The organism is Pseudomonas sp. OV226 (assembly GCF_003148705.1).
Taxonomy (GTDB): domain Bacteria; phylum Pseudomonadota; class Gammaproteobacteria; order Pseudomonadales; family Pseudomonadaceae; genus Aquipseudomonas.
The window spans coordinates 495045-516623 of sequence record NZ_QGGS01000003.1; the positions used below are offsets into that span (position 1 = coordinate 495045).

Annotated in this window: 17 protein-coding genes; 3 read left to right on the forward strand and 14 right to left on the reverse strand. The window is 59.4% G+C overall.

The window, feature by feature from the left end:
• Positions 1–28: 28 nt before the first annotated feature.
• Positions 29–625, reverse strand: a complete 597-nt coding sequence (locus C7534_RS08245) for a MarC family protein (protein WP_046033003.1) — start codon at positions 623–625, stop codon at positions 29–31.
• Between the two features lie 268 nt (positions 626–893).
• Here C7534_RS08245 and C7534_RS08250 point away from each other — a divergent pair, with 268 nt between their 5' ends.
• The 3 genes from C7534_RS08250 (at position 894) to C7534_RS08260 (ending at position 3166) form a co-directional block, all read left to right on the forward strand.
• Positions 894–1691 carry a hypothetical protein gene (locus tag C7534_RS08250; RefSeq protein WP_109785493.1) on the forward strand — a complete coding sequence of 266 codons (798 nt, stop codon included), beginning with the start codon at positions 894–896 and terminating at the stop codon, positions 1689–1691.
• Between the two features lie 63 nt (positions 1692–1754).
• On the forward strand, positions 1755–2489 hold the full coding sequence (locus C7534_RS08255) for a hypothetical protein (protein ID WP_046033001.1): 735 nt from the start codon (positions 1755–1757) through the stop codon (positions 2487–2489).
• The gene (locus tag C7534_RS08260) at positions 2486–3166 is read left to right on the forward strand and encodes a hypothetical protein (RefSeq protein ID WP_046033000.1); all 681 of its coding nucleotides are present in this window, start codon (positions 2486–2488) and stop codon (positions 3164–3166) included. The genes C7534_RS08255 and C7534_RS08260 overlap by 4 nt, the downstream gene beginning before the upstream one ends.
• Positions 3167–3193: 27 nt before the next feature.
• Here C7534_RS08260 and C7534_RS08265 read toward each other — a convergent pair whose 3' ends face one another.
• The 13 genes from C7534_RS08265 to C7534_RS08330 form a co-directional block, all read right to left on the reverse strand.
• Positions 3194–5971 carry a hybrid sensor histidine kinase/response regulator gene (locus C7534_RS08265; RefSeq protein WP_046032999.1) on the reverse strand — a complete coding sequence of 926 codons (2778 nt, stop codon included), beginning with the start codon at positions 5969–5971 and terminating at the stop codon, positions 3194–3196.
• Positions 5972–6071: 100 nt separating this feature from the next.
• Positions 6072–7367: a phosphoribosylamine--glycine ligase gene (purD, locus tag C7534_RS08270; protein ID WP_109785494.1), complete on the reverse strand. Its 1296-nt coding sequence runs from the start codon at positions 7365–7367 to the stop codon at positions 6072–6074.
• Positions 7368–7547: 180 nt separating this feature from the next.
• Positions 7548–9155: a bifunctional phosphoribosylaminoimidazolecarboxamide formyltransferase/IMP cyclohydrolase gene (gene purH / locus C7534_RS08275; protein WP_046032997.1), complete on the reverse strand. Its 1608-nt coding sequence runs from the start codon at positions 9153–9155 to the stop codon at positions 7548–7550.
• An 81-nt stretch (positions 9156–9236) separates the two neighbouring features.
• A complete protein-coding gene (fis, locus tag C7534_RS08280) occupies positions 9237–9557 on the reverse strand; it encodes a DNA-binding transcriptional regulator Fis (RefSeq protein WP_007907419.1) in 321 nt (106 codons plus the stop codon).
• Positions 9554–10564 carry a tRNA dihydrouridine synthase DusB gene (dusB, locus tag C7534_RS08285; protein WP_109785495.1) on the reverse strand — a complete coding sequence of 337 codons (1011 nt, stop codon included), beginning with the start codon at positions 10562–10564 and terminating at the stop codon, positions 9554–9556. The genes fis and dusB overlap by 4 nt, the downstream gene beginning before the upstream one ends.
• A 185-nt stretch (positions 10565–10749) precedes the next feature.
• On the reverse strand, positions 10750–11982 hold the full coding sequence (locus C7534_RS08290; protein ID WP_046032995.1) for a DUF3426 domain-containing protein: 1233 nt from the start codon (positions 11980–11982) through the stop codon (positions 10750–10752).
• 30 nt (positions 11983–12012) lie between these two features.
• Complete coding sequence (gene prmA / locus C7534_RS08295) at positions 12013–12891, reverse strand: 50S ribosomal protein L11 methyltransferase (RefSeq protein ID WP_046032994.1); 879 nt, start codon at positions 12889–12891, stop codon at positions 12013–12015.
• Between the two features lie 327 nt (positions 12892–13218).
• Positions 13219–14577, reverse strand: coding sequence for an acetyl-CoA carboxylase biotin carboxylase subunit (gene accC, locus C7534_RS08300; RefSeq protein ID WP_027921899.1), 1359 nt, complete (start codon positions 14575–14577; stop codon positions 13219–13221).
• 17 nt (positions 14578–14594) lie between these two features.
• Positions 14595–15059: an acetyl-CoA carboxylase biotin carboxyl carrier protein gene (gene accB / locus C7534_RS08305; protein WP_046032993.1), complete on the reverse strand. Its 465-nt coding sequence runs from the start codon at positions 15057–15059 to the stop codon at positions 14595–14597.
• Positions 15060–15107: 48 nt separating this feature from the next.
• Complete coding sequence (gene aroQ / locus C7534_RS08310) at positions 15108–15560, reverse strand: type II 3-dehydroquinate dehydratase (RefSeq protein ID WP_109785496.1); 453 nt, start codon at positions 15558–15560, stop codon at positions 15108–15110.
• A 132-nt stretch (positions 15561–15692) separates the two neighbouring features.
• On the reverse strand, positions 15693–17438 hold the full coding sequence (locus tag C7534_RS08315) for a protein-disulfide reductase DsbD (RefSeq protein ID WP_109785497.1): 1746 nt from the start codon (positions 17436–17438) through the stop codon (positions 15693–15695).
• Between the two features lie 198 nt (positions 17439–17636).
• On the reverse strand, positions 17637–19583 hold the full coding sequence (locus tag C7534_RS08325; protein ID WP_109785499.1) for a methyl-accepting chemotaxis protein: 1947 nt from the start codon (positions 19581–19583) through the stop codon (positions 17637–17639).
• 52 nt (positions 19584–19635) lie between these two features.
• Complete coding sequence (locus tag C7534_RS08330; RefSeq protein ID WP_109785500.1) at positions 19636–21306, reverse strand: response regulator; 1671 nt, start codon at positions 21304–21306, stop codon at positions 19636–19638.
• Positions 21307–21579 lie beyond the last annotated feature (273 nt).

Below are 21579 nucleotides of genomic sequence, written 5' to 3' on the forward strand. Positions count from 1 at the left end.
GGTTTTTTCGACTCTGCGGCCTTGAAGGTCAGGGCACCAGGTAGCCCTTCACCCCGGTAAAGATGATTTGCGCGGCCAGTGCGCAGACGAACAACCCCATTAGCCGGCTGACGATCTGCAACCCCTGATCGCCGAGAATCCTCTCGATGTGGTTGGACAGATAAAGCACGACGCCCACGGTGAAACTGGCCAGGGCAATGCTGAGAATCGCCGTGAGTTTGTCGTCCCAATGCGGCTGGCCGATGCCCATCACCAGCAATGCACCGATGGTACCGGGGCCGACTGTCAGGGGAATGGTCAGCGGGACGATGGTCACGTCCTGCTGCACGTTGTCGGTTTGCACCGCCGACTTGCCTTGGGCCATGCCCAGCGCCGAAATGAACAACACGCTGCCGGCACCGATGCGGAACGCGTCCACGGTGATGCCGAACACAGTGAAAATCACCCGCCCGAACAAGTACAGCAAGACGCTCGACACCAGCGTGGCGATGGCCACTTTCCAGGCCAGGCGTCGTTGTTCTTTGCGCGAGTAACCGCGAGTCAAGCTGATGAAGCAGGACAATACGAAGAATGGGCTGTAGAGCACCAGCATCTTCAGGTAAACGCTGAATAACTCTTGGAGCATGGTCGGAGCTCACGGCGATTGAAATTGAAGTGGAGTCTATCAGGCGCGGGGGCGTCTGTCGGCTTGAGGCCACGATAGTTTTGCGTGCAGAAAACTACTTGGTTTGTACGGCGTATTAGTTTTTGTTAGTTGGTCTGCTGGCGTATTTTAGTTGTGGCATGGTTGTAAGCTATATGGCGTTACAGTTGTGATCTTGTTGTATTTAAGTGGTTTGTGTAACTTTGTCGCTCGGGCCCATGGAGGGCTTTTGTTAAATAAAGGAAGTGTTATGAGTATTGAATCTAATCCTGTAGTAACTTTGTCTGATCGTCTTGAGCGTTTGAACGCATATGACGTGATGCCAGAGAGTATCATTATTGTTCCGCGTGCCATGACCATCAATAGTGGCGATGTCGATCAACCGGATCGCGCCTCGATTGTGGGAGACGGCATCTTGTCTTTTGTATCGGGAATGAGCGAGCAAAATAAAACCGATATTCAACACACTTATCTCTTCGCTTCGTTGGTGGCTAATAAAAAATACCCGCGCGATGATCAAGGTAAAGAGTGGTATCAGCTTTTTCTGCAAGTAATGCAGGATTCGGGTTGGACCATCTTGCAGAAGTATTACGACACTGTTGCCGCTTCCGGCAAGAGCTTCAAGATGGATCAGTTGGTGCTGAAGATCCTCGGCTCTGCCGTCGCTGCCGCTGCCGTTCCGGGGCCGACCTCGGTTCTGATGCTGAAAGTCGCTGGTGATGCGCTGGCTGCGCTACAAACCAGTGGCAAGCCCCTTCAACTGTTCGACCAGAACATCAAGGATTCGGGGACGGGTGGGTTTGGTGTGGCCAGCTGTAAGGAAAGCCAGCACGGCGAAGTGATCATGGCGCTGGGTGCCGTCCGTTTCATTAAACGGACCAACCAGACCAAAGTCCTGTTTGTGGATTGGGACAGCAGTTCCGTCGATCTGTACAAAGGCGAAAGTCATATGACCATTGTGCCTTCCATTATTGAGCGCACTCGCGCCACCATCATCGCGAAGTTGGGTGATCGTGCACAAACCAAAATTGACGAATACGAAATCTGATCCTGTGTGATCGTTTGGCGACTACGTTGTAGTCGCCAATTTTGAATGAGTCAGGAGTTATTGATGGGTGCGCAGTATTCAGTTTTCGTTAATGCCGGTGCCGTTGTCTTACTGTCCTCCGCCCTGCTGGAGCAGGAGAGGCAGGATGTGTTGAATTCGGTGTTGTTCGCGCAATTGGTGGCTAATAAGAAATACCCGGAATTTACGCTTGGTGATGGGTGGTATGACACCTGTCAGGGGGTACTTAAGGATAGTTGGTTGCAGAGGGCGGTGGCGTGGGACAGTTTCGGAACCGATGCCGAATCGAAGCGTGCCATGGTGCAGTGGGTCGAGAGCCGACTGGAAGATCAAGCAGGTAACATTACGATTGCCGGGATCGCCGGAGTCTTTAACGATATCGCTCAATTACCCTGCAATCATCCGGCAACTGAGCTACTGCGCGAGCAGATGTCCAGGCAAAAAAATATCGAGGTGTCGGGCACACCCGCAGAGGCAGTGAGTGACGTCAGGTTGCAAATCATTGTCGTCGGCCAAGGGGCTGTAATGAGCAGTCTCTTTATAGAGTTCGAAACCAATGTGCATACCTTAACTGATCCTTTGGGCCATTTGTTTTCCTCAGATAACGTGCTGGGCAATATCCGACTCAGATGGTTTCAAGCCAACTTGTCGTCTGTCCTTTATGTCTCCCTTCGCGATGCCATCGTAAAGAAACTGGGGGATAAGGCGGCGAAAAACATCCTGTACATTTCTGACATTAAGCCAGTTGGATTGCCATCGACAGCGGGGGCACCGTCATGACTGCAAAGGACTCCAGATTTGCCGCCGGTCAAGTGCTCAGTAGCAGTTATTCCCCACGTGCGGCGGTGGTGGGCAACAGTGTTGTTTCATTCAACGAAGGGATGTCGTCGCAGGACAGGGAAGATATCTATCTGAGTAATCTATATGCGCAGTTGGCCACTCGTTCAGCGCAAAAAGACGGCTTGGTCGGCAATTGGTTTGATTACTACAAAAACAAACTCAGGTTTCTGGGCTGGGATATGTCGCGCGCGGTCAGTCCAGGTCCTGCTGGACAGGGGCAGATGTCGGAAAGCGTTGCGCAGCAAATATCAGGGGCGGCCGGCGAGCGTTTTTCGAGTCCGGCAGAACATGCGCTCAAGTCGCTCAAGCGCAATGCCAATGCACTTGAGGTATTCGAAAGGCTTAGCCTGCAACGTGAAACGGGGCTCTTTCAAATGATTCCCTGTTGCCTGAAAGCCCCTGGAAAGATCGAAATCGCCCTGTACCACAAACAGTTCAGCACCCGCCGAAACGTCTCGCAGTTCCTGTTTTGGCCAATTGAAGAAATCGTGGAAAACAGTCGGGAAGAAATGGCGATCATTACGTTCAGCACGCTTCACTACGTGACCTTCAGAAAAAAAGTGGCGGCCGCGGTGGTGGCCGAAACCACCCGTCATTTGCATGAACTGGATATATAGGCAGCGTGTTACCTGATTGAGGTTCAGTCAGGAGGTCGGAGCGGCTGCCCGATTCTGCTGATCACGCTGGGCAACCCAATGCTCGATCAGGTCACGCAACTGCGACAGTTCGACCGGCTTGGCCATATGCCCGTCCATACCGGCCTGGCGCGCACGCTCTTTGTGCTCGGCGAGGATATGCGCGGTCAATGCCACCACGGGGGTGCGTGTGCGTTGATTGCCGACTTCCCAGGCGCGTAGTTGCTGGGTGGCAGAGAAACCATCGAGGATCGGCATTTCGCAGTCCATCAACACCAGGTCGTAGCGTTGGGCTTTCATCGCCTGCAACGCCTCTTCACCATTGCTGGCGGTGTCTGGTTGCAGGTTGAGCTTGCCGAGCATGCCGCGAATTACCTTGGTCGAGATCGTGTTGTCCTCGGCCACCAGGATGCGGAAATCGCTCGGAACCTTGACCGGAAGCGCCGAGCCGGGCGACAGGTGATGCGAAGCGGCCGGGCCTTTGTTGCGCTGACTCAGTTCGTCGGCGAGGGTGGTCTTGAGGGTATAGCCGGCCACGGGCTTGGCGAGGATGCGTTTGATCCCGCTGTTGCGTGCAATGATCTTGCTCGGTGCATTGCTGATGCCGGTCAGCATGATCAGCAGAATGTCGTGATTGAGGCTCGGGTCTTCCTTGATCTTGGCCGCCAGTTGCATGCCGGTCATGCCAGGCATGTTCTGGTCCAGCAGGACCACGTCGAAGTAATCGCGCAAGTGAGCCTTGGTGCGCAGTAGTGCCAGGGCTTCCTTGCCGGACGGCACGGCGCTGACGTTCAGGCCCCAGGCGCTGCATTGCTGCACCAGCACCTTGCGGCAAGTGTCGTTATCGTCCACCACCAGCACGCGCGCGCCTTGCAGCGGTCCGTCGAGGTCAGAGGTCGGGTGTTCAAGCCGGTCCGGGTCCAGGGGCAGCGTCAGCCACAAGGTGCTGCCCTGGTTGGCGCCGGTCTTGATGCCGAACTCGCCCTGCATCAGGCGGATCAGTTGACGGGCGATCACCAGCCCCAAATTGCCGCCCAGACTCGTTGCCGAAAGGAAGTGCTTGCTGTGCAGTTCGGCGTGCATCAGGGCATCGCGCTCTTCTGCCTCCATCGGCACACCGCTGTCCTGCACCGCAATGCGCAGTCGCGGTTTTGCACTGCGTTCATCGAGGGCGACGACGATCAGGATTTCGCCTTCGTCGGTTTTCTTCAGCGCGTTTTCCAGCAGGCTCAGCAGGGTCTGACGCAGGCGTGTAGGGTCGCCACTGATGACGCGCGGTACTTGCGGCTGGATAAAGCTGATCAGCTCGACATTCTGCTGCTCGGCCTTGGCGCGGAAGATACTCATGCAGTCTTCGATCAAAGCGTTGAGGTCGAACTGCACGTCGTCCAGTTCGATCTGCCCTGACTCGAGCTTGGAGATGTCGAGTATCTCGTTGATCAAGGTCAGCAGCTCATTGCCGGCGCTGTGGATGGTTTGCACATAGTCGCGTTGCTTGACCGACAGGGGCGTGCCCAACAACAGTTCGGTCATGCCCAGTACACCGTTCATGGGGGTGCGGATTTCATGGCTGATTTTCGCCAGGAACTCGGCTTTTGCATTGATTTCGGCGTTGCTGGCGGCCAGGTCACGGCTGACGCTGAAGCGGTCTTCGGTGATGCGGCGCTGACGTTCACTCAGGGCGATGCTCATCAGCAGGCCGCTGATACAGATAACCACCAACAGGGTGATGATCAGATCTTGCGGTGCGAGCTGAGTCAGTCCCAGCAGCGCGGGCAGGATGACCAGTGCGCCAATGTTGAACACCACCATGGCCGCGACGAAAAAGCGTGCCGGGCGATAACCTTTTTGCCAGTGATAGGCGCTGACGAACAACATGCTCAAGCCGGCCAGAGCCACCAAGACGTAGGTGATGATGTTCAGCGGCAGTGTGTTGACGAACAACAGCAACAAGCCGCAGACGACAATGAACAGAATGTCCGCCAGCAACAATTTGTTCAGCGGGTGCGGGCCGAGCGGGGTAAAGAAGCGGTAGGCGAACATCAGGCCGCTCGGCGCGGTCAGCAGTAACGCGAGGTAGGCGCCCGGCGTCTGGATGGCGTGCCAGTCGGGTAACCATGGGCCGGCCAGGTTCAGCAGCAACAGCAGGCTGAGCATCAACAACCCTTCACACCAGGCCAGCCAAAGGCTGCTGCGCGAGCGTGTGTAGGCGTAGCGGACGAAGTTGTGCAGGATCAGCATGCTGATGCAGCCGAACAGCAGGCCGTAGATCAACGTCTGGTTCTGATCGGCCGCGGTCATGACCGCCGATTGCAGGGTGATATAAGGTCGTAACTGGTGTTCAGAGACCAGCCGCAGGTAGACGTCGAGGGTGTTGTCACTTTGCGGCAGCGGCAACATGAAGTCGCTGTTGGGCAGGGGGCGATTAGCCTGGGGTTGCCTGGTGCCGGTGTTCAATTGATCGATCAGCTTGTCGCCGTCGAGTACATACAGATTGAGTGCCGACAGATCGGGGGCGAACACCCGCAGCAATTGTTCATGCTTGCCGGGGGCCAGCCTGAAACGCAGCCACAACGCACCATCGGGCTCGGCCGCCGTGAGGCGCTCGAGTTCGATGGGACTGAATTGATTGGTGTAGCGAGCGGAACGGATGTCGCTAAGCTGCAGGTCGCCCTGTTCGTCGAGCAATACCGCCCAACCACTGCCTTGCGCGGCCTGGGCCGGGAGCATGCAGAGCAGGGTCAGCAGCGTGACGGTAAGACTTATGGCAATCCTGAGCCAGCGCACGGCGAAATCCCTTCGTAGGTTGATGCCAGATTATAACTATGCGCGGTGCCGGAATAGTGCGGCAAGGACCAGCGGCCCTTGCCCGGCCAAATGAATGGCCTTATTCCTGGCTTTCGCCACGTTCACGGGCAATGGCTCGGTAGCCAATGTCCTTGCGGTAGAAGCAGCCTTCCCAATCGATTTTAGCCGCCAGTTTGTAAGCCTGCTGTTGAGCCGCATCGACGCTGGCGCCCATGGCGGTTGCGCAGAGCACCCGGCCACCGGCTGTCACGACTTGACCGTCCTTGAGTGCAGTGCCCGCGTGGAAGACTTTACCTTCCAGGGCGGCGGCTGCATCCAGACCGTTGATGGCCACGCCTTTGGCGTAATCACCCGGATAACCGCCAGCGGCGAGCACGATACCGACGCTCGGACGTGGATCCCACTGCGCTTCGACCTTGTCCAGCGCTTGTGCCAGAGCGGCCTCAACCAGCAAGACCAGGCTCGACTGCAAGCGCAGCATTACCGGCTGGGTCTCAGGATCGCCGAAACGGCAGTTGAACTCGATGACTTTTGGATTACCAGCCTTGTCGATCATCAGGCCTGCATACAGGAAGCCTGTGTAGACGTTGCCTTCATCGGCCATGCCGCGAACGGTCGGCCAGATCACCAGGTCCATGACGCGCTGATGCACCTCGCTGGTCACGACCGGGGCAGGGGAGTAAGCGCCCATGCCGCCGGTGTTCGGACCGGTGTCGCCGTCGCCGACGCGCTTGTGGTCCTGGCTGGTGGCCATTGGCAGTACGTTCTTGCCGTCGACCATGACGATGAAGCTGGCTTCTTCGCCATCCAGGAATTCTTCGATCACGACGCGCGAGCCCGCTTCGCCAAACGCGTTGCCTGCGAGCATGTCGCGCACGGCGTCTTCGGCTTCGGCCAGGGTCATGGCAACGATGACGCCTTTACCGGCGGCCAGGCCGTCGGCCTTGATCACGATCGGTGCGCCTTTTTCACGCAGATAAGCCAGGGCTGGCTCGATCTCGGTGAAGTTCTGGTAGTCGGCGGTCGGGATCTTGTGGCGCGCCAGGAAGTCTTTGGTGAAGGCTTTCGAACCTTCCAGCTGAGCGGCGCCAGCGGTCGGGCCGAAGCAGTCAAGGCCACGGCTGCGGAACAGATCGACCACGCCTGCCACCAGCGGCACTTCCGGGCCGACGATGGTCAGGGAAACGTTTTTCTCGGCAAAGTCGGCCAGTTGCTCAAGGGCCAGAACATCGATAGCGACGTTCTCGCACTTGGCTTCGATGGCGGTGCCGGCGTTGCCGGGCGCGACGAATACTTTCTGCACGCGCGGATCCTGAGCCACTTTCCAGGCCAGGGCGTGTTCACGGCCACCGCTGCCAATGATCAAAACATTCATTTCAAAAACCTCGGATGACGCTAATTCTGTGAAGGGTTGGCACTAGAGAGCGGCACAACCCCTGTAGCAGCTGCCGAAGGCTGCGTTAAGGTCGGTACGACCTTCCGGCGATAAATCGATTACGACCGCTTCGCGGCCGGACGCAGCCTGACGGCAGCTGCTACACCGACCGCGTTTCGCTTAGTGACGGAAGTGGCGCATGCCAGTAAAGACCATCGCGATGCCAGCCTCGTCGGCTGCTGCAATCACTTCGTTGTCACGCATCGAGCCGCCTGGCTGGATCACCGCAGTGATACCCACCTTGGCCGCGTTGTCCAGACCGTCGCGGAACGGGAAGAAAGCGTCCGATGCCATGACCGAACCGGCGACTTGCAAGCCGGCATGCTCAGCCTTGATCGCAGCGATTCGGGCGGAGTTCACACGGCTCATCTGGCCAGCGCCGACACCGATGGTCTGGCGGTTCTTGGCGTAGACGATGGCGTTGGACTTGACGTACTTGGCGACTTTCCAGGCGAAGATCAGGTCGTGGATTTCCTGTTCGGTCGGTGCGCGTTTGGTCACGACTTTCAGGTCGTCGGCGCCGATCATGCCGATGTCGCGGCTCTGTACCAACAGGCCACCGTTGACGCGCTTGTAGTCCCAGGCAGCGGCGCGATCAGCCGACCATTCGCCGCAGGCCAGCAGGCGCACGTTGGCCTTGGCGGCGACAATGGCGCGAGCTTCTTCGCTGACGCTCGGGGCGATGATCACTTCGACGAACTGACGCTCGACGATGGCTTTGGCGGTCTCGGCATCCAGTTCACGGTTGAAGGCGATGATGCCGCCGAAGGCCGATTCGGTGTCGGTGGCGTAAGCCAGTTCGTAGGCCTGACGGATACCGCCTTCGGCGTCCGGGCTTACGGCAACGCCGCACGGGTTGGCGTGCTTGACGATCACGCAGGCTGGCTTGACGAAGCTCTTCACGCATTCCAGCGCGGCGTCGGTGTCGGCCACGTTGTTGTACGACAATTCTTTGCCTTGCAGTTGGGTCGCGGTGGCGATGCCCACTTCGGCAGGCTTGGCTTCCACGTAGAACGCCGCGCTCTGGTGCGGGTTCTCGCCGTAGCGCATTTCCTGAGCCTTGATGAACTGGCTGTTGAAGGTGCGCGGGAATTCGCTACGACCTTCTGTGCTGAGGGTGTCAGCCGCCTGGTTCACAGTGCCCATGTAGTTGGCGATCATGCCGTCGTAGGCGGCGGTGTGTTCGAACGCCTTGAGCATCAGGTCGAAACGCTGAGCGTAGGTCAGGCCGCCTGCTTTCAGGCTTTCCAGGACATTGGCGTAATCGCTGGCATTCACCACGATGGCCACGTCTTTGTGGTTTTTTGCTGCCGAGCGGACCATGGTCGGACCGCCGATGTCGATGTTCTCGATCGCCGTCGGCAGGTCGCAGCCTGGCTTGTTGATGGTGGCTTCGAACGGGTACAGGTTGACCGCGACCAGATCGATCGGCTTGATGCCGTGCTCGTTCATGATCGCGTCGTCGATACCGCGACGACCGAGGATCCCGCCGTGGATTTTCGGGTGCAGGGTTTTCACCCGACCGTCCATCATTTCTGCGAAACCGGTGTAGTCCGCGACTTCCACTGCGGCAACGCCGTTGTCACGCAGCAGCTTGAACGTCCCGCCGGTAGAAAGGATCTCAACGCCCAGGGCTTCAAGCTCCTTGGCGAATTCGAGGATCCCGGTCTTGTCGGAAACGCTGATCAAGGCGCGGCGGATCGGCAGGCGGGTAGTCTGGTCGGTCATTTCAATTTCCATCAAAAGCAAAGGAGTCAGCAAAAAAGGCGACCGGTTTTACGCGGGCGCCTTTCTGGTTTGATTGAATGCTTACAGCAAATCGTACTGCTTGAGTTTCTTGCGCAGCGTGCCTCGGTTGAGCCCGAGCAGCTCGCTGGCCTTGGTCTGGTTGCCCTTGACGTAGTTCATCACGCACTCGAGCAGGGGAGCCTCGACTTCGGAGAGCACCAGGTTGTACACATCCGTGACGGCAGCGCCCTCAAGGTGGGCGAAATAATTGTGCAGCGCCTTCTCGACACTCCCGCGAAGGGTCTGACCTTCTTCGCTGGGCGTATTGAGGTGCTGTTTCAAATTCACGTTGTCGCTCACGGGTGTTGTTCCACTCACTAAAGTCTCGGTCATCATCGTCATGCGGCCACCCCTTCTCCGTCCCCTGTCAGGCTCTTGTAACGTTCGGCGAAGAACTCCCGAACGTTGGCGCATTGTGTTTCCGTACCATCCAAACGATTGAAGTGGGCGCGAAACTCCCTGGCGCCCGGCAAGGTTGCGAGATACCAGCCCACATGCTTTCGAGCGATACGGACACCCAGGACATCGCCATAGAAGACGTGCAGGGCAGCCAGATGCTCTAGCAGAATGCGTTCCACCTCGATCAATTCAAGCGCCGGGAGTTTCTCGCCGGTACGCAGGAAATGCTCGATCTCGCGAAAAATCCACGGCCGCCCCTGGGCAGCCCGACCAATCAACAAGCCATCGGCACCGGTCGCGTCGAGCACGTACCGGGCCTTCTCGGGCGAGTCGATATCGCCATTGGCGAAGACCGGCATCGACACCGCCTGCTTGATCGCGGCAATGGTGTCGTACTCGGCTTCACCGGTGTACAAATCGGCACGGGTGCGGCCATGGACCGCCAGCGCCGTAATGCCTGCCTGTTCGGCAATCTTCGCCACCGTCAGGCCGTTCTTGTTGTCCCGGTCCCAGCCAGTGCGGATCTTCAGGGTCACCGGCACATCCACCGCAGCCACGACGGCCTGCAGGATCTCGGTAACCAATGCTTCATCCTTCAACAGCGCGGAACCGGCAGCCTTGTTGCAGACCTTCTTCGCCGGACAGCCCATGTTGATATCAATAATCTGAGCACCCAGCTCGACGTTGGCCCGGGCTGCGTCTGCCAGCATCTGCGCATCACCACCGGCGATCTGTACCGAGCGTGGCTCGGGATCACCTTCGTGGATCATGCGCATCCGCGACTTGCGGGTGTTCCACAAACTCATGTCGCTGGTGACCATTTCCGAGACTACTAGCCCCGCACCCAATCGCTTGCACAGCTGACGAAAGGGTTGGTCGGTGACTCCCGCCATCGGGGCGAGGATCAAGCCGTTTTGCAATGTGTATGGACCGATGCGTACCGCCGACATAGGACTTCCCTGTTGTGGGGCCGGATCATTAGAGTTCGAAAAAGGGTTGGCATGATACCCGCTCTCGATGACTGGATAAAGGCTGAATTGAACAAAATCTGAACAGTTATTTTGTTATTACCCGCAGTTTGGTGTGAGCGGTCCCAGTCAGAAATATGCCGTCAAGCCTGTAGCGGTGATGCGATTCACTCGGGGGAGTGGAAACTCAGGCTGTAGTTCACCGCTTTGGCGCCTGGGTCGAGAATGTCCAGCGCGATGTGGATCGGTGTTTGCGGCGGCATTTCGGCCATGCCTTCGAGATCGCCGTTGAGGTATTCGCCGGGTTTGAAGCGACGGCTGGCGATCAAGTGGCCATTGAGGTCGGCAAAGCGCAACTCTAGCAGCGGGAAAGGCTGGGAGAACGGGGCGCGGTTGTAGATGATCGCGTCGACCACCAGTGCGCCGTTGAAGTCCGGGTGGCTGCGGACCACCAGGTTGCTGCTTTTGATTTTGGCGATGTCGACTTTGGAGGGCACCGTGCAGCCGATTTGCGGGCACAGTTGCTGGAACCAGGGGCGGTATTGGTCCTGACGCGCCAGTTCGTCGAAGTGGTAGGCAATGTATTGGCCCGCCAGCGCGGCGGCGCCGAGCAGGACCAGCAGCAACCAGAACAGCCGTCGGCCCCAGGGCGATCGACGTTTTTGCCAATCCAGTTGCAGCGGGTCGTCGGTCAGGTCCTGCAGGACTTCGGCGCGCACACCCGGTTCGCTGCGCTCACGACGTTTGCGCAACGGTTCGACTGAGGGCAGGTCGTCGTCGAGCGTCTCGGTCGCCGACAGGCGGTCGCGGTTAAGAGGGGAGTCGAGTGGGTCGTGCAGGCGCAGATGGGGCACCTGGTTCTCATCGTCCAGATCCACCGGTTCCAGCGAAAACGAAGGCTCGGTTCGCGAGTGTTTGCCCGGTTCGGCGTCTGTTTGTGGCTGTTCGGTTTCTACGGGTGGTGCTCGGTCGGCCGCCGACTCACTGAAGAGGCTGTCGGACCAGGGTTCTTCATCGTGCTCGATAGAATCGCGTCGAGCGCTGAGGCCGTCTTCGCGGTGCCGGCCAAATTCGGTGGTCGGCTGGATTTCCCGTTGTTCGAGCCGGGCGAGCTCTTCGTCGAGGTCCAGGCTGTCCAGGTCCAGGCTGTCCAGATCCAGTTCCGAGGCGGTCCATTGCTTTTGGCTGATGGCACGCTGTACCGGCGGCTCGACGATGGCTGGGGCTACCGGTTTGACGGCTTCTTTGTCGGCCCGTTGGTCCAGCAATTGTTTGGCGGCGTTGAACACCTGCAAGCAGGAGCCACAACGAACCACCCCTCGGGCCACGCTCAACTGAGCATGGCTGACGCGGAAGCTGGTTTGGCAATGCGGGCACTGGGTGACGAAGCTGTCGGTCATGCGGCGATCCGGTCTATGCAGGCGTTCATTCTAGCGCCGACGGCCGGTGATGCGCACCCAGCCATCGCGATTGGCAATCGGGTCCAGATCGAAGTCTTGAGCGTAGGCGGCGGCAACGTCCTCGCCTTGTTCGGCGAGAATGCCCGACAGCGCCAGGCGACCACCGGACTTGACCAGGCTGGACAACTGCGGCGCCAGGGAAACCAGCGGGCCGGCAAGGATGTTGGCGACCAGGACGTCAGCCTTCACCTGCGGCAGATCTTGCGGCAGGTACAGCGGGAACAGCGCGTCGTCGATGTTGTTGCGACCGGCGTTGTCGCGCGAGGCTTCCAGGGCCTGCACGTCGATGTCGGTACCAACGGCTTCCTTGGCGCCCAGCAGCAGGGCGGCAATCGCCAGAATCCCCGAGCCGCAGCCAAAGTCCAGCACGTTGCAGTCTTTGAGGTCCTGGCCATCGAGCCATTCCAGGCACAACGCGGTGGTCGGATGGGTGCCGGTGCCGAACGCCAGGCCCGGGTCCAGCAGCAGATTGACGGCGTCAGGCTCCGGCGCGGCATGCCAGCTTGGAACGATCCACAGGCGCTGGCCGAAACGCATTGGCTGGAAACCGTCCATCCAGCTGCGTTCCCAGTCCTGGTCTTCGATCACTTCGCTGTGATGCTCGGGCAGCGGGCTACCGGTCAGCAGCTCAAGGTGGGCCAGTACCGGGCCGGCTTCGGTGCCGCCTTCGAACAGGGCCAGCAGGTGCGTGTGCGACCACAACGGGGTGGTGTTGAGTTCTGGCTCGAAGATCGGCTGATCTTCGGCGTCCATGAAGGTCACCGAGACGGCGCCCACTTCAAGGAAAGCGTCTTCGTAGGTTTCGGCTTGTTCTGGGCTGATGGCGAGACGGACTTGCAGCCAAGGCATGGCGGGCACCTTTGAAAAATATTGATTGCAGCCTAGCGGGCTGCGAGAAGCGCGCAAGTTTACGCGAGCGCGGGGCTTTTGTGGGAGTGAGGTAGCTCCGAACGCAGCAGCGATGTTGCAACGCGCACCTGTAGCAGCTGGCGAAGCCTGCGTTCGGCTGCGAAGCAGTCGTAAAACCTGAGTGCGCGGTCTTCCAGAAACACCGCATCGCTTGATTTCACGACTGCTTCGCAGTCGAACGCAGGCTTCGCCAGCTGCTACAGGGCTGTTGCAATGCCCAGAATCAACAAAGCCGCCCGAAGGCGGCTTTGTTGATCGGGTCGAAGCTTAGTGCTTCTCGCCAGCCAGCTTGTGCTCGAGGTAGTGAATGTTCACGCCCCCTTTGCAGAAGCCTTCATCACGGACCAGGTCGCGGTGCAGCGGGATGTTGGTCTTGATCCCGTCGACAACGATTTCGTCCAGCGCATTGCGCATCCGCGCCATGGCTTCGTCACGGGTTGCGCCGTAGGTGATCAGCTTGCCGATCAACGAATCGTAGTTCGGCGGAACGGCATAACCACTGTACAGGTGCGAATCGACGCGAACGCCGTTGCCGCCTGGTGCGTGGAAGTGCTTGACCGTGCCCGGGCTAGGCATGAACGTTTTCGGGTCTTCGGCGTTGATTCGGCATTCCAGGGCGTGACCGCGGATCACCACGTCGTCCTGGGTGTACGACAACTTGTTGCCAGCGGCGATGCTGAGCATCTCCTTGACGATGTCGATGCCGGTGACCATTTCCGAAACCGGGTGTTCTACCTGGACACGAGTGTTCATCTCGATGAAGTAGAAGTGGCCGTTCTCGTAAAGGAACTCGAAGGTGCCGGCGCCACGGTAGCCGATGTCGATGCAGGCCTTGACGCAGCGAGCGAGGACTTCCTGGCGTGCTTTCTCGTCGATGCCCGGTGCCGGCGCTTCTTCGAGAACCTTCTGGTGACGACGTTGCAGCGAGCAATCGCGGTCGCCCAGATGGATGGCGTGGCCCTGGCCGTCGGAAAGTACCTGGACTTCCACGTGACGTGGGTTGGTCAGGAATTTTTCCAGATAGACCATCGGGTTGCCGAACGCCGCGCCAGCTTCGGTGCGGGTCAGTTTTGCGAAAGAAATCAGGTCTTCTTCTTTATGCACAACGCGCATGCCGCGACCACCACCGCCGCCAGCGGCCTTGATGATCACCGGGTAACCGACTTCGCGACCAATGCGCAGAGCAGTTTCTTCGTCTTCAGGCAGTGGGCCATCGGAACCCGGAACGGTTGGAACGCCCGCAGCGATCATGGCGTGCTTGGCCGATACCTTGTCGCCCATCAGGCGAATGGTGTCGGCTTTCGGGCCAATGAAGGCGAAGCCGGAGTTCTCGACCTGTTCAGCAAAATCAGCGTTTTCCGCAAGGAAACCGTAGCCCGGGTGAATGGCGGTAGCGCCAGTCACTTCGGCCGCGGCGATGATTGCCGGAATGTGCAGGTAAGAGTGCGCGGCAGAGGCCGGACCGATGCAGACGGATTCGTCTGCCAGGCCCAGGTGCATCAATTCTTTGTCAGCCTTGGAGTAAACGGCGACAGTCTTGATGCCCATCTCTTTGCAGGCCCGCAGGATCCGCAGGGCAATCTCACCGCGGTTGGCGATCAGAACTTTTTCCAACTTCGCAGTCATCAAAGTTTCTCCGCGGTTCAAACGATGGTGAACAGCGGTTGGTCGTACTCAACCGGCTGGCCGTCTTCGACGAGGATGGATTCGATCACACCGCTGGTTTCAGCTTCGATGTGGTTCATCATCTTCATGGCTTCGACGATGCACAGGGTGTCGCCTTTCTTCACGGTCTGGCCGACTTCAACAAACGAAGGCGAGGATGGCGAAGATTTGCGATAGAAGGTGCCGACCATCGGCGAACGGGCAACGGTGCCGTTCAGGACGGGGGCGGCCGGTGCTGCCGGAGCAGCGGCTGCGGCAACCGGAGCAGCAGCGGCAGGCGCGGCAGCCGGAGCGTGCATTGGAGCAGGTGCGTAGTACTGCTGAGCCGGCGTCTTGCTGTGACGGCTGATACGTACGGACTCTTCGCCTTCCTTGATCTCGAGCTCGTCGATGCCGGACTCTTCCAGCAGTTCGATCAGTTTCTTAACTTTACGGATATCCATGAATCATCAACTCCCAAGGGTCGGTCAGGGGCGTTTAACGCTTGTAGTTCAAGTCGTTGCCTGTGTTTCAAGCTGTTCTAGTGCAGCCTCCAGGGCCAGTCGATAACCGCTGGCGCCAAGGCCGCAGATCACTCCCACCGCTACGTCGGAGAAGTAAGAGTGATGGCGGAAAGGTTCGCGTTTGTGCACGTTAGACAAATGCACTTCGATGAATGGGATGCTCACCGCCAGCAGCGCGTCACGTAATGCGACACTTGTATGCGTAAAAGCTGCTGGATTGATCAGAATGAAGTCCACACCTTCGCCGCGGGCAGCGTGGATGCGGTCGATCAATTCGTACTCGGCGTTGCTTTGCAGGTGCAGCAAATGATGGCCGGCTTCACGGGCGCGGCGTTCCAGGTCCTGGTTGATCTGCGTCAGTGTCGTCGCGCCGTAGGTGCCCGGTTCACGGGTGCCGAGCAAGTTCAGGTTGGGGCCGTGCAGCACCAGTAGAGTCGCCATTTGCTGTTCCTTGGTTATCTGTGTGCAGTTGTCAGAACCCGGCGACTATGCCGCAAAGCCTTTGTGACTGTCCAGTTCTATGCAATAGCCAGCACGATAGCCGATGTTTGCGCGAAATATGTGACCAAGTAATTAAATCTGGTCATTTGCTTTCGCGGCACGTTCGGCGAAGTCTTTGGCGTTGATCTCTCCGATCACTCGAATGGAGGTGCGTTCAACGCCGTCCTTGCCAAAAAACATCAGGGCCGGAGGGCCGAACAGTGTGTAGCGGTCGAGCAGGGCGCGTTGTTCGGCATTGCTGGCGGTGATGTCGAAGCGGATCAGTCGATAACCTTTCAGGCGTTCAACGACGTTGGGGTCGTTGAGGACTTCGCGTTCGATGACTTTGCAGCTGATGCACCAGTCGGCATACCAGTCGAGCAGCAGGGGAGTGCCGGAGGATTTGGCGTCGGCGAGCGTGCGATCCAGTTCTGCGGGCGTACTGATTGTTTGCCAGCCATCGGTGAGCTGCGGTTGGCTGCTACTGGCCGCGACGGGCGTTCGAGCGAGGGGGTTCAACAGGTCGCCCTGGCCGCTGAAGGCGCCGTACCAGCAGGCCATGGCGTAAAACAGCAGAAACAGGCCGAGCAGTTGTGCCAGGCGTTTTCGAGGGGGTTTGTAGACGAACTCCAGCGCGCCAAGAAACAAGCCGACCCCGGCCCACAGCAAGCCCACCAGGACCAGCGTCATCGGCCCGGGGATCACGCGGCTCAGCAGGCCAATGGCAGTACCCAGCAGCAGGACACCGATGATGTTTTTGACCATGACCATCCACGGGCCGCTTTTCGGCAGCAGGGCGGCGCCACCGGTCGCCACCAGTATCAGCGGCACGCCCATGCCCAGGCCGAGTACAAACAGTTTCAGTGCGCCCCCCAGTGCATCGCCGCTGGCGCTGATGTACAGCAAGGCGCCGGCCAATGGTGCGGACACGCAAGGCGAAACGATCAGGCTCGATACCGTCCCGAGAACTGCCGCGCCCCACAGCGAACCGCCTTGAGTGCGGCCGGCAATGCGATGCAGGTGATTGTTGATGAACTGCGGGAGTTTCAGTTCGAAGATGCCGAACATCGCCAGTGCAAATACGGCAAAAAACATGGCGAACGGCACCAGCACCCAGGCTGATTGCAGTCGTGCCTGGAGATTGAGCTGCGCACCGAACATGCCCATCAAGGCGCCGAGCAGGGCAAAGCAGACGGCCATTGGCAGCACATAGGCCAGCGACAGATTGAAACCCCGCAGTCCGCCGACCTGATCGCGCAACACCACGCCGGAAAGGATCGGCAACATCGGCAGCACGCACGGCGTGAAGGTCAAGCCCAGGCCTGCGAGGAAGAACAGGGCGAGTTCGCGCCAGCTCCAGTCTTGCACCGTTGCCTGCGTGCCAATGCCATCAATGCTCAATCGCTCGGTTTCTGGCGGATAGCACAGGCCTTTATCGGCGCACCCCTGATAAGTCACGGCCAGGGTGAAAGCGCGCGGATCGGTGCGCGGCAGCTCGACCTCGATAATTCCGTGATAGACCTCGACATCGCCGAAGAACTCGTCGTGCTTCTGCTCGCCCTTGGGCAGTTGTGCAGCGCCCAGGCTTATCTCGGCTGGATCAGCGTGAAACTGGAAACGATGGCGATAGAGGTAATACCCCTCGGTGGCGACGAGTCGCAGCTTGATCGATTGCGCTGTGCTGTCTACCAGGCTCAGCTGAAAGGCTTCGCGCACCGGCAGGAAGTCGGTGCTGTTGTTGATCGAGCCCAGGGTGGAACTGGGCCTTGTGTCCAGCAACCCGGCGGCGGTGGCCGGCAGGGCGAGCACTAAAAGCAGCAGGCAGAGCAAGCGGCGCATGACAATCTCGCGTATCGGAATTGGGGGCATGATAGCGGACGGCGAGCCAGCGTGCAGGGCGGGGAGTTCTGTTGATCGTTCCCACGCTCCGCGTGGGAATGCAGCCCGGGACGCTCCGCGTCCCAAAAGCGGACGCAGAGCGTCCGTTGAGGCATTCCCACGCAGAGCGTGGGAATGATCAGCAGGAAGGAGAAGTCTTCAGACGCGAAAGGCCTGAACGGCGGTACGCAATTGCCCACCCAGCACCAGCAAGTTCTCCCCTTGCTCGCGCCCTTCACCAATGCGCAGCAAATTATCCCCGCCCAATTGGTGAATTCGCTCGCTGTGGTTGCGAATCTCGCTGACGGCGCCGCTCTGCTGAGCGGTGACATCGGCGATGCGCACGGCGGTGTCGGCAATGGTCTGGATGGCCCCGACGATTTTATCCAGTGCGCCGTCGGCCGCTTGCGCCTGATTGGCCGTGGCTTCGGCGTGTTCGACCTGGGCGCGCATGCCTTCCACCGATTGGCGCGCGGCGGTTTGCAGGCCGGCAATCAGCGTTTGAATTTCGGCTGTGGCCCCGGCGGTGCGTTGCGCCAGCGAGCGAACCTCTTCAGCCACTACCGCAAACCCGCGACCCAATTCTCCGGCGCGGGCCGCTTCGATGGCGGCGTTCAGGGCCAGCAGGTTGGTCTGGTCGGCAATCGAGCGGATCACCGTCAACACACCGCCGATGGTCGCCGACTCTTCCGCCAGGTGCTCGATCATTTGCGCGTTGCCCTGCACTTCACCCACCAGTGCGTGCAGGCCCGTCAGGCTAAGCCCGATGACTTTCTGCCCATGCTCGACCGCCAGGCCGGCATTGCGACTGGCGTCGGCCGCTTGGCTGGCATCGCCGGCGACTTGTTGAATGGTCGCCTCCAGTTCGCCGAGGGAATCGCGGATCAGCGCCGTGTCGCCGGCCTGATGCTCGGCGCCGCTGTGCAGGTCGCTACTCAAATCGGCCAGGGTTCGGCTGCTGCCAGCGACCTGCTCGGCGTTGAGGCGAATGGTCCCGACCAGGTCCACCAGGTAGGCGCGCAAGCGATTGAGCGACGCTTGAATGTCATGCAGTTCGCGATTGGTATTGCCCAGTTCGATGTCGCGGCTGAAGTCGCCTTCTGCCCAGGTGGACAGCGCCGGCGCCAGGTTCGTCAGGGTTCGGGCCAGGCGTCGTTGCAGGGTGTCGATGAGCAAGGCGATCAACAGGATGAGTCCGATCATCACTCCCTGCATCAACCTCACTTCGCTCTGGATCTGCCCGTGCTGGGCGCGGACCACCGGTTCGAGCCCGGCAATGGCTTGCTGCACGGCGGCGATTTTCAAGTGAGTGGCGGCACTGAGGTCAGTACGTTTCTGAATCTGGTCGCGCGTGCGCGCCAGCTCGGCCGGGTAGCGCGTCAGCAAGCTGTTGAGTTCACGCTTGAGGCCGACACCGGCATCTTCGGCGGCGGTTTTTTCGTTGTTCTCCAGGCCCATCATCGACGCGAAATCATCGGTGTTCGATTCGCTTTTGGCGGTGACGCCGAGCAGCGGCAGGGTGCCCAGCAGCTCCGCTTGTGTACGGATGTTGGCCACTTCGCGCTCGACGTCCGCAGCCAGTTCGCTGCGGCCACTGCTGACCAGTTTGTCCCGGGCCAGAGACAGTTTGCCCAAGTGTTGAGCGGCGGCGAGCAGCGGCGTCAGGTAGGCCGGGTCAGCGCTGGCGTATTGGCTGAGCTGGTCGAGGCTGGCGCCCAGTTCGCGCTCGGCTTGCAGCAACAATGCTTGCGGGTCACCCGCGAGTTTGCCGGCGGCCAACAGGTCGGTTTTGCTGAATTCATCCAGGCCCGACAAGCTCGGGCGCAAGGTGTCGGCCAGCGCCGGGGGCAGTTCACCGAGCTCCTTTTGCAAGGCATCAATGGCCTGGCTGGCGCTACTAAGGCGCAGGGCATCGCCACTGCCAAGGTAGTCCTCGATGTTGCGCGCAACTTCATTCTGAAATTGCTGGGACAGGCCGAGGTAACGCTCCATCAAAAGATAGGGACGCTCCAGGGCCTTTTGCGACCACCACAGTGTGGCGCCAAGGGCCACGCACACGGCGACTAAAAGGAGGGTGTTGAGATTGGTCAGCAACTTCAGGCGCATAGCAGGTCTACCAGCGGCAGAATGGTAAGCACCTGAATTTATTGCGTTTGTGTTACAGGGTTATGACCGAATCGGTAGATTCCGATGAAAAAGTGGCACTTTGCTGTGACGTTCGCGCCGCCTGGACACGGTTACGTCCGGCGTCCTTGGCGCGGTACAGCGCCTCGTCTGCCTGGCTGGCCATCATCAGGCTGTCGGAGTGTTCGCACAGCTCCACCACGCCCGCGCTGAACGTGCACCACAGATCCTGTGGTTGGGCCGGGTAGTGGATTTCGGCAAAGCGCTGACGAATTTCATCCAACACTGTGTAAGCGGATTCGAGATCGGTGTCCGGCATGACGATCGCAAACTCTTCACCGCCGTAACGGCCGATGAAATCAGTCTTGCGCAACCGTTGCTTGAGGAACAGCGCCAGGCTTTTGATCACCCGGTCGCCCATGGGGTGGCCGTGGCTGTCGTTGACTCGCTTGAAGTGGTCGATGTCGAGCATCGCAAAGCTCAACGGCTTGCTCTCGCGGCGAGAGCGGAAGCTGCAGTCTTCGAGCAATTGCAAAATGTGCGTGTGGTTGTACAAGCCGGTCAGGCTGTCGCGGACCATTCGGGCTTTCAGATTGCGCGCCCGTGCTGCGCGGTTGCGTACAGTGGTGATCAGGTGGCGCGGCTTGATCGGTTTGGTCAGGAAGTCATCGCCGCCTTCGCTCATGGCATCGAGCTGCTTGTCCAGATCGTCTTCTGCCGACAGGTAAATGATCGGGACGCTGACGTAACGGTCGTTGTGTCGGATCACCTTGGCCAACTCGGTACCGGTGCAGGTCGGCATGTACATGTCGAGGATGATCAGGTCAGGCTGGAAGTCCGACAGTTCGGCCATGGCCTGAATCGGATCAATCAGTGTGCGTGTGACGATCCCGGCGCTGTTCAACAGGCGTTCGGTGTGCAGGGCCTGGGCGCGCGAATCGTCGATGATCAGCACTTTGTAAGGCTCGTACTGAGCGACGCAGGTCAGGACTTCGATTTTCTCCAGCAGGCTCGAAGCCTCCAGCGTGCCGGTGAGAAACTCCTGGCCACCGGCGCGCACGGCGGCGAGGCGGGTCGGGGTGTCGGTTTCGTGCAGGCTGAAGAACAACAGCGGCAGCCGATGATCGAGACCTTCCTGGGCTTCGGCCGCCAGTTTCAGGCCAATGCCGGGGCCGCTGAAGTCCACGTCCATGACGATCGCCGCCGGCAAACGCTCGACCATCGAGGAGCGAAACGCTGCAACGCTGTCCAGGGACTGGGCGCTGAGTCCGAAAAATTCCAGTTGCTTGGCCAGGCGCTCGGCGCGGTCGTGATCCTGCAGCATCACGTAGATGGGCTTGCGCAAGGGCGGCAGGAAGGTTTGTTCGAACTGATCGCCATGGCGCAGGCCGGTGCGCGACAGACGCTGCATCAAGCGATTGAGGTCAGTGATCAGACCGCTGCTCAGGCGTCCGCGATTGGCGTCGACAGCTTCCAGCGACTGGCCGATATGGCGCGCCAGTTGAGTGTGTTCCGGTTGTTCGAAGCGCTCGGCAAAGCGCAGCAGGCGAAGGTTGGCTTCGCTCAGTTCCGACAGGTCGGTAATGGACCACTCGCTGCGTTGCAGGCGCTGCCAGATCTCAAGAATTTGACGTGCCTGATGAATTACCCGCTGGGCAAAGTGGTGCTTGAGGCGCTCATGGCTGGGGTCTTCTGGCTCGGTCATAACCTGACTACTAGTTAGGGTAAATGCTGAGATCGACTGGTGGCTCTATGCTAGCACCTCTTTTCAATTGGATGAGTGTCGTACATCAATAATCTGTATTGCGACGTCATTCAGTTTGTGACCGGTCAGTCGGATCGGCGCATGTAGCAGCTGGCGGAGCCTGCGTTCGGCTGCGCAGCAGTCGTGAAATCAGCCGATGTGGTGTTTCAGAAAGACCTCGCACTCAAGGTTTACGACTGCTGCGCAGCCGAACGCAGGCTTCGCCAGCTGCTA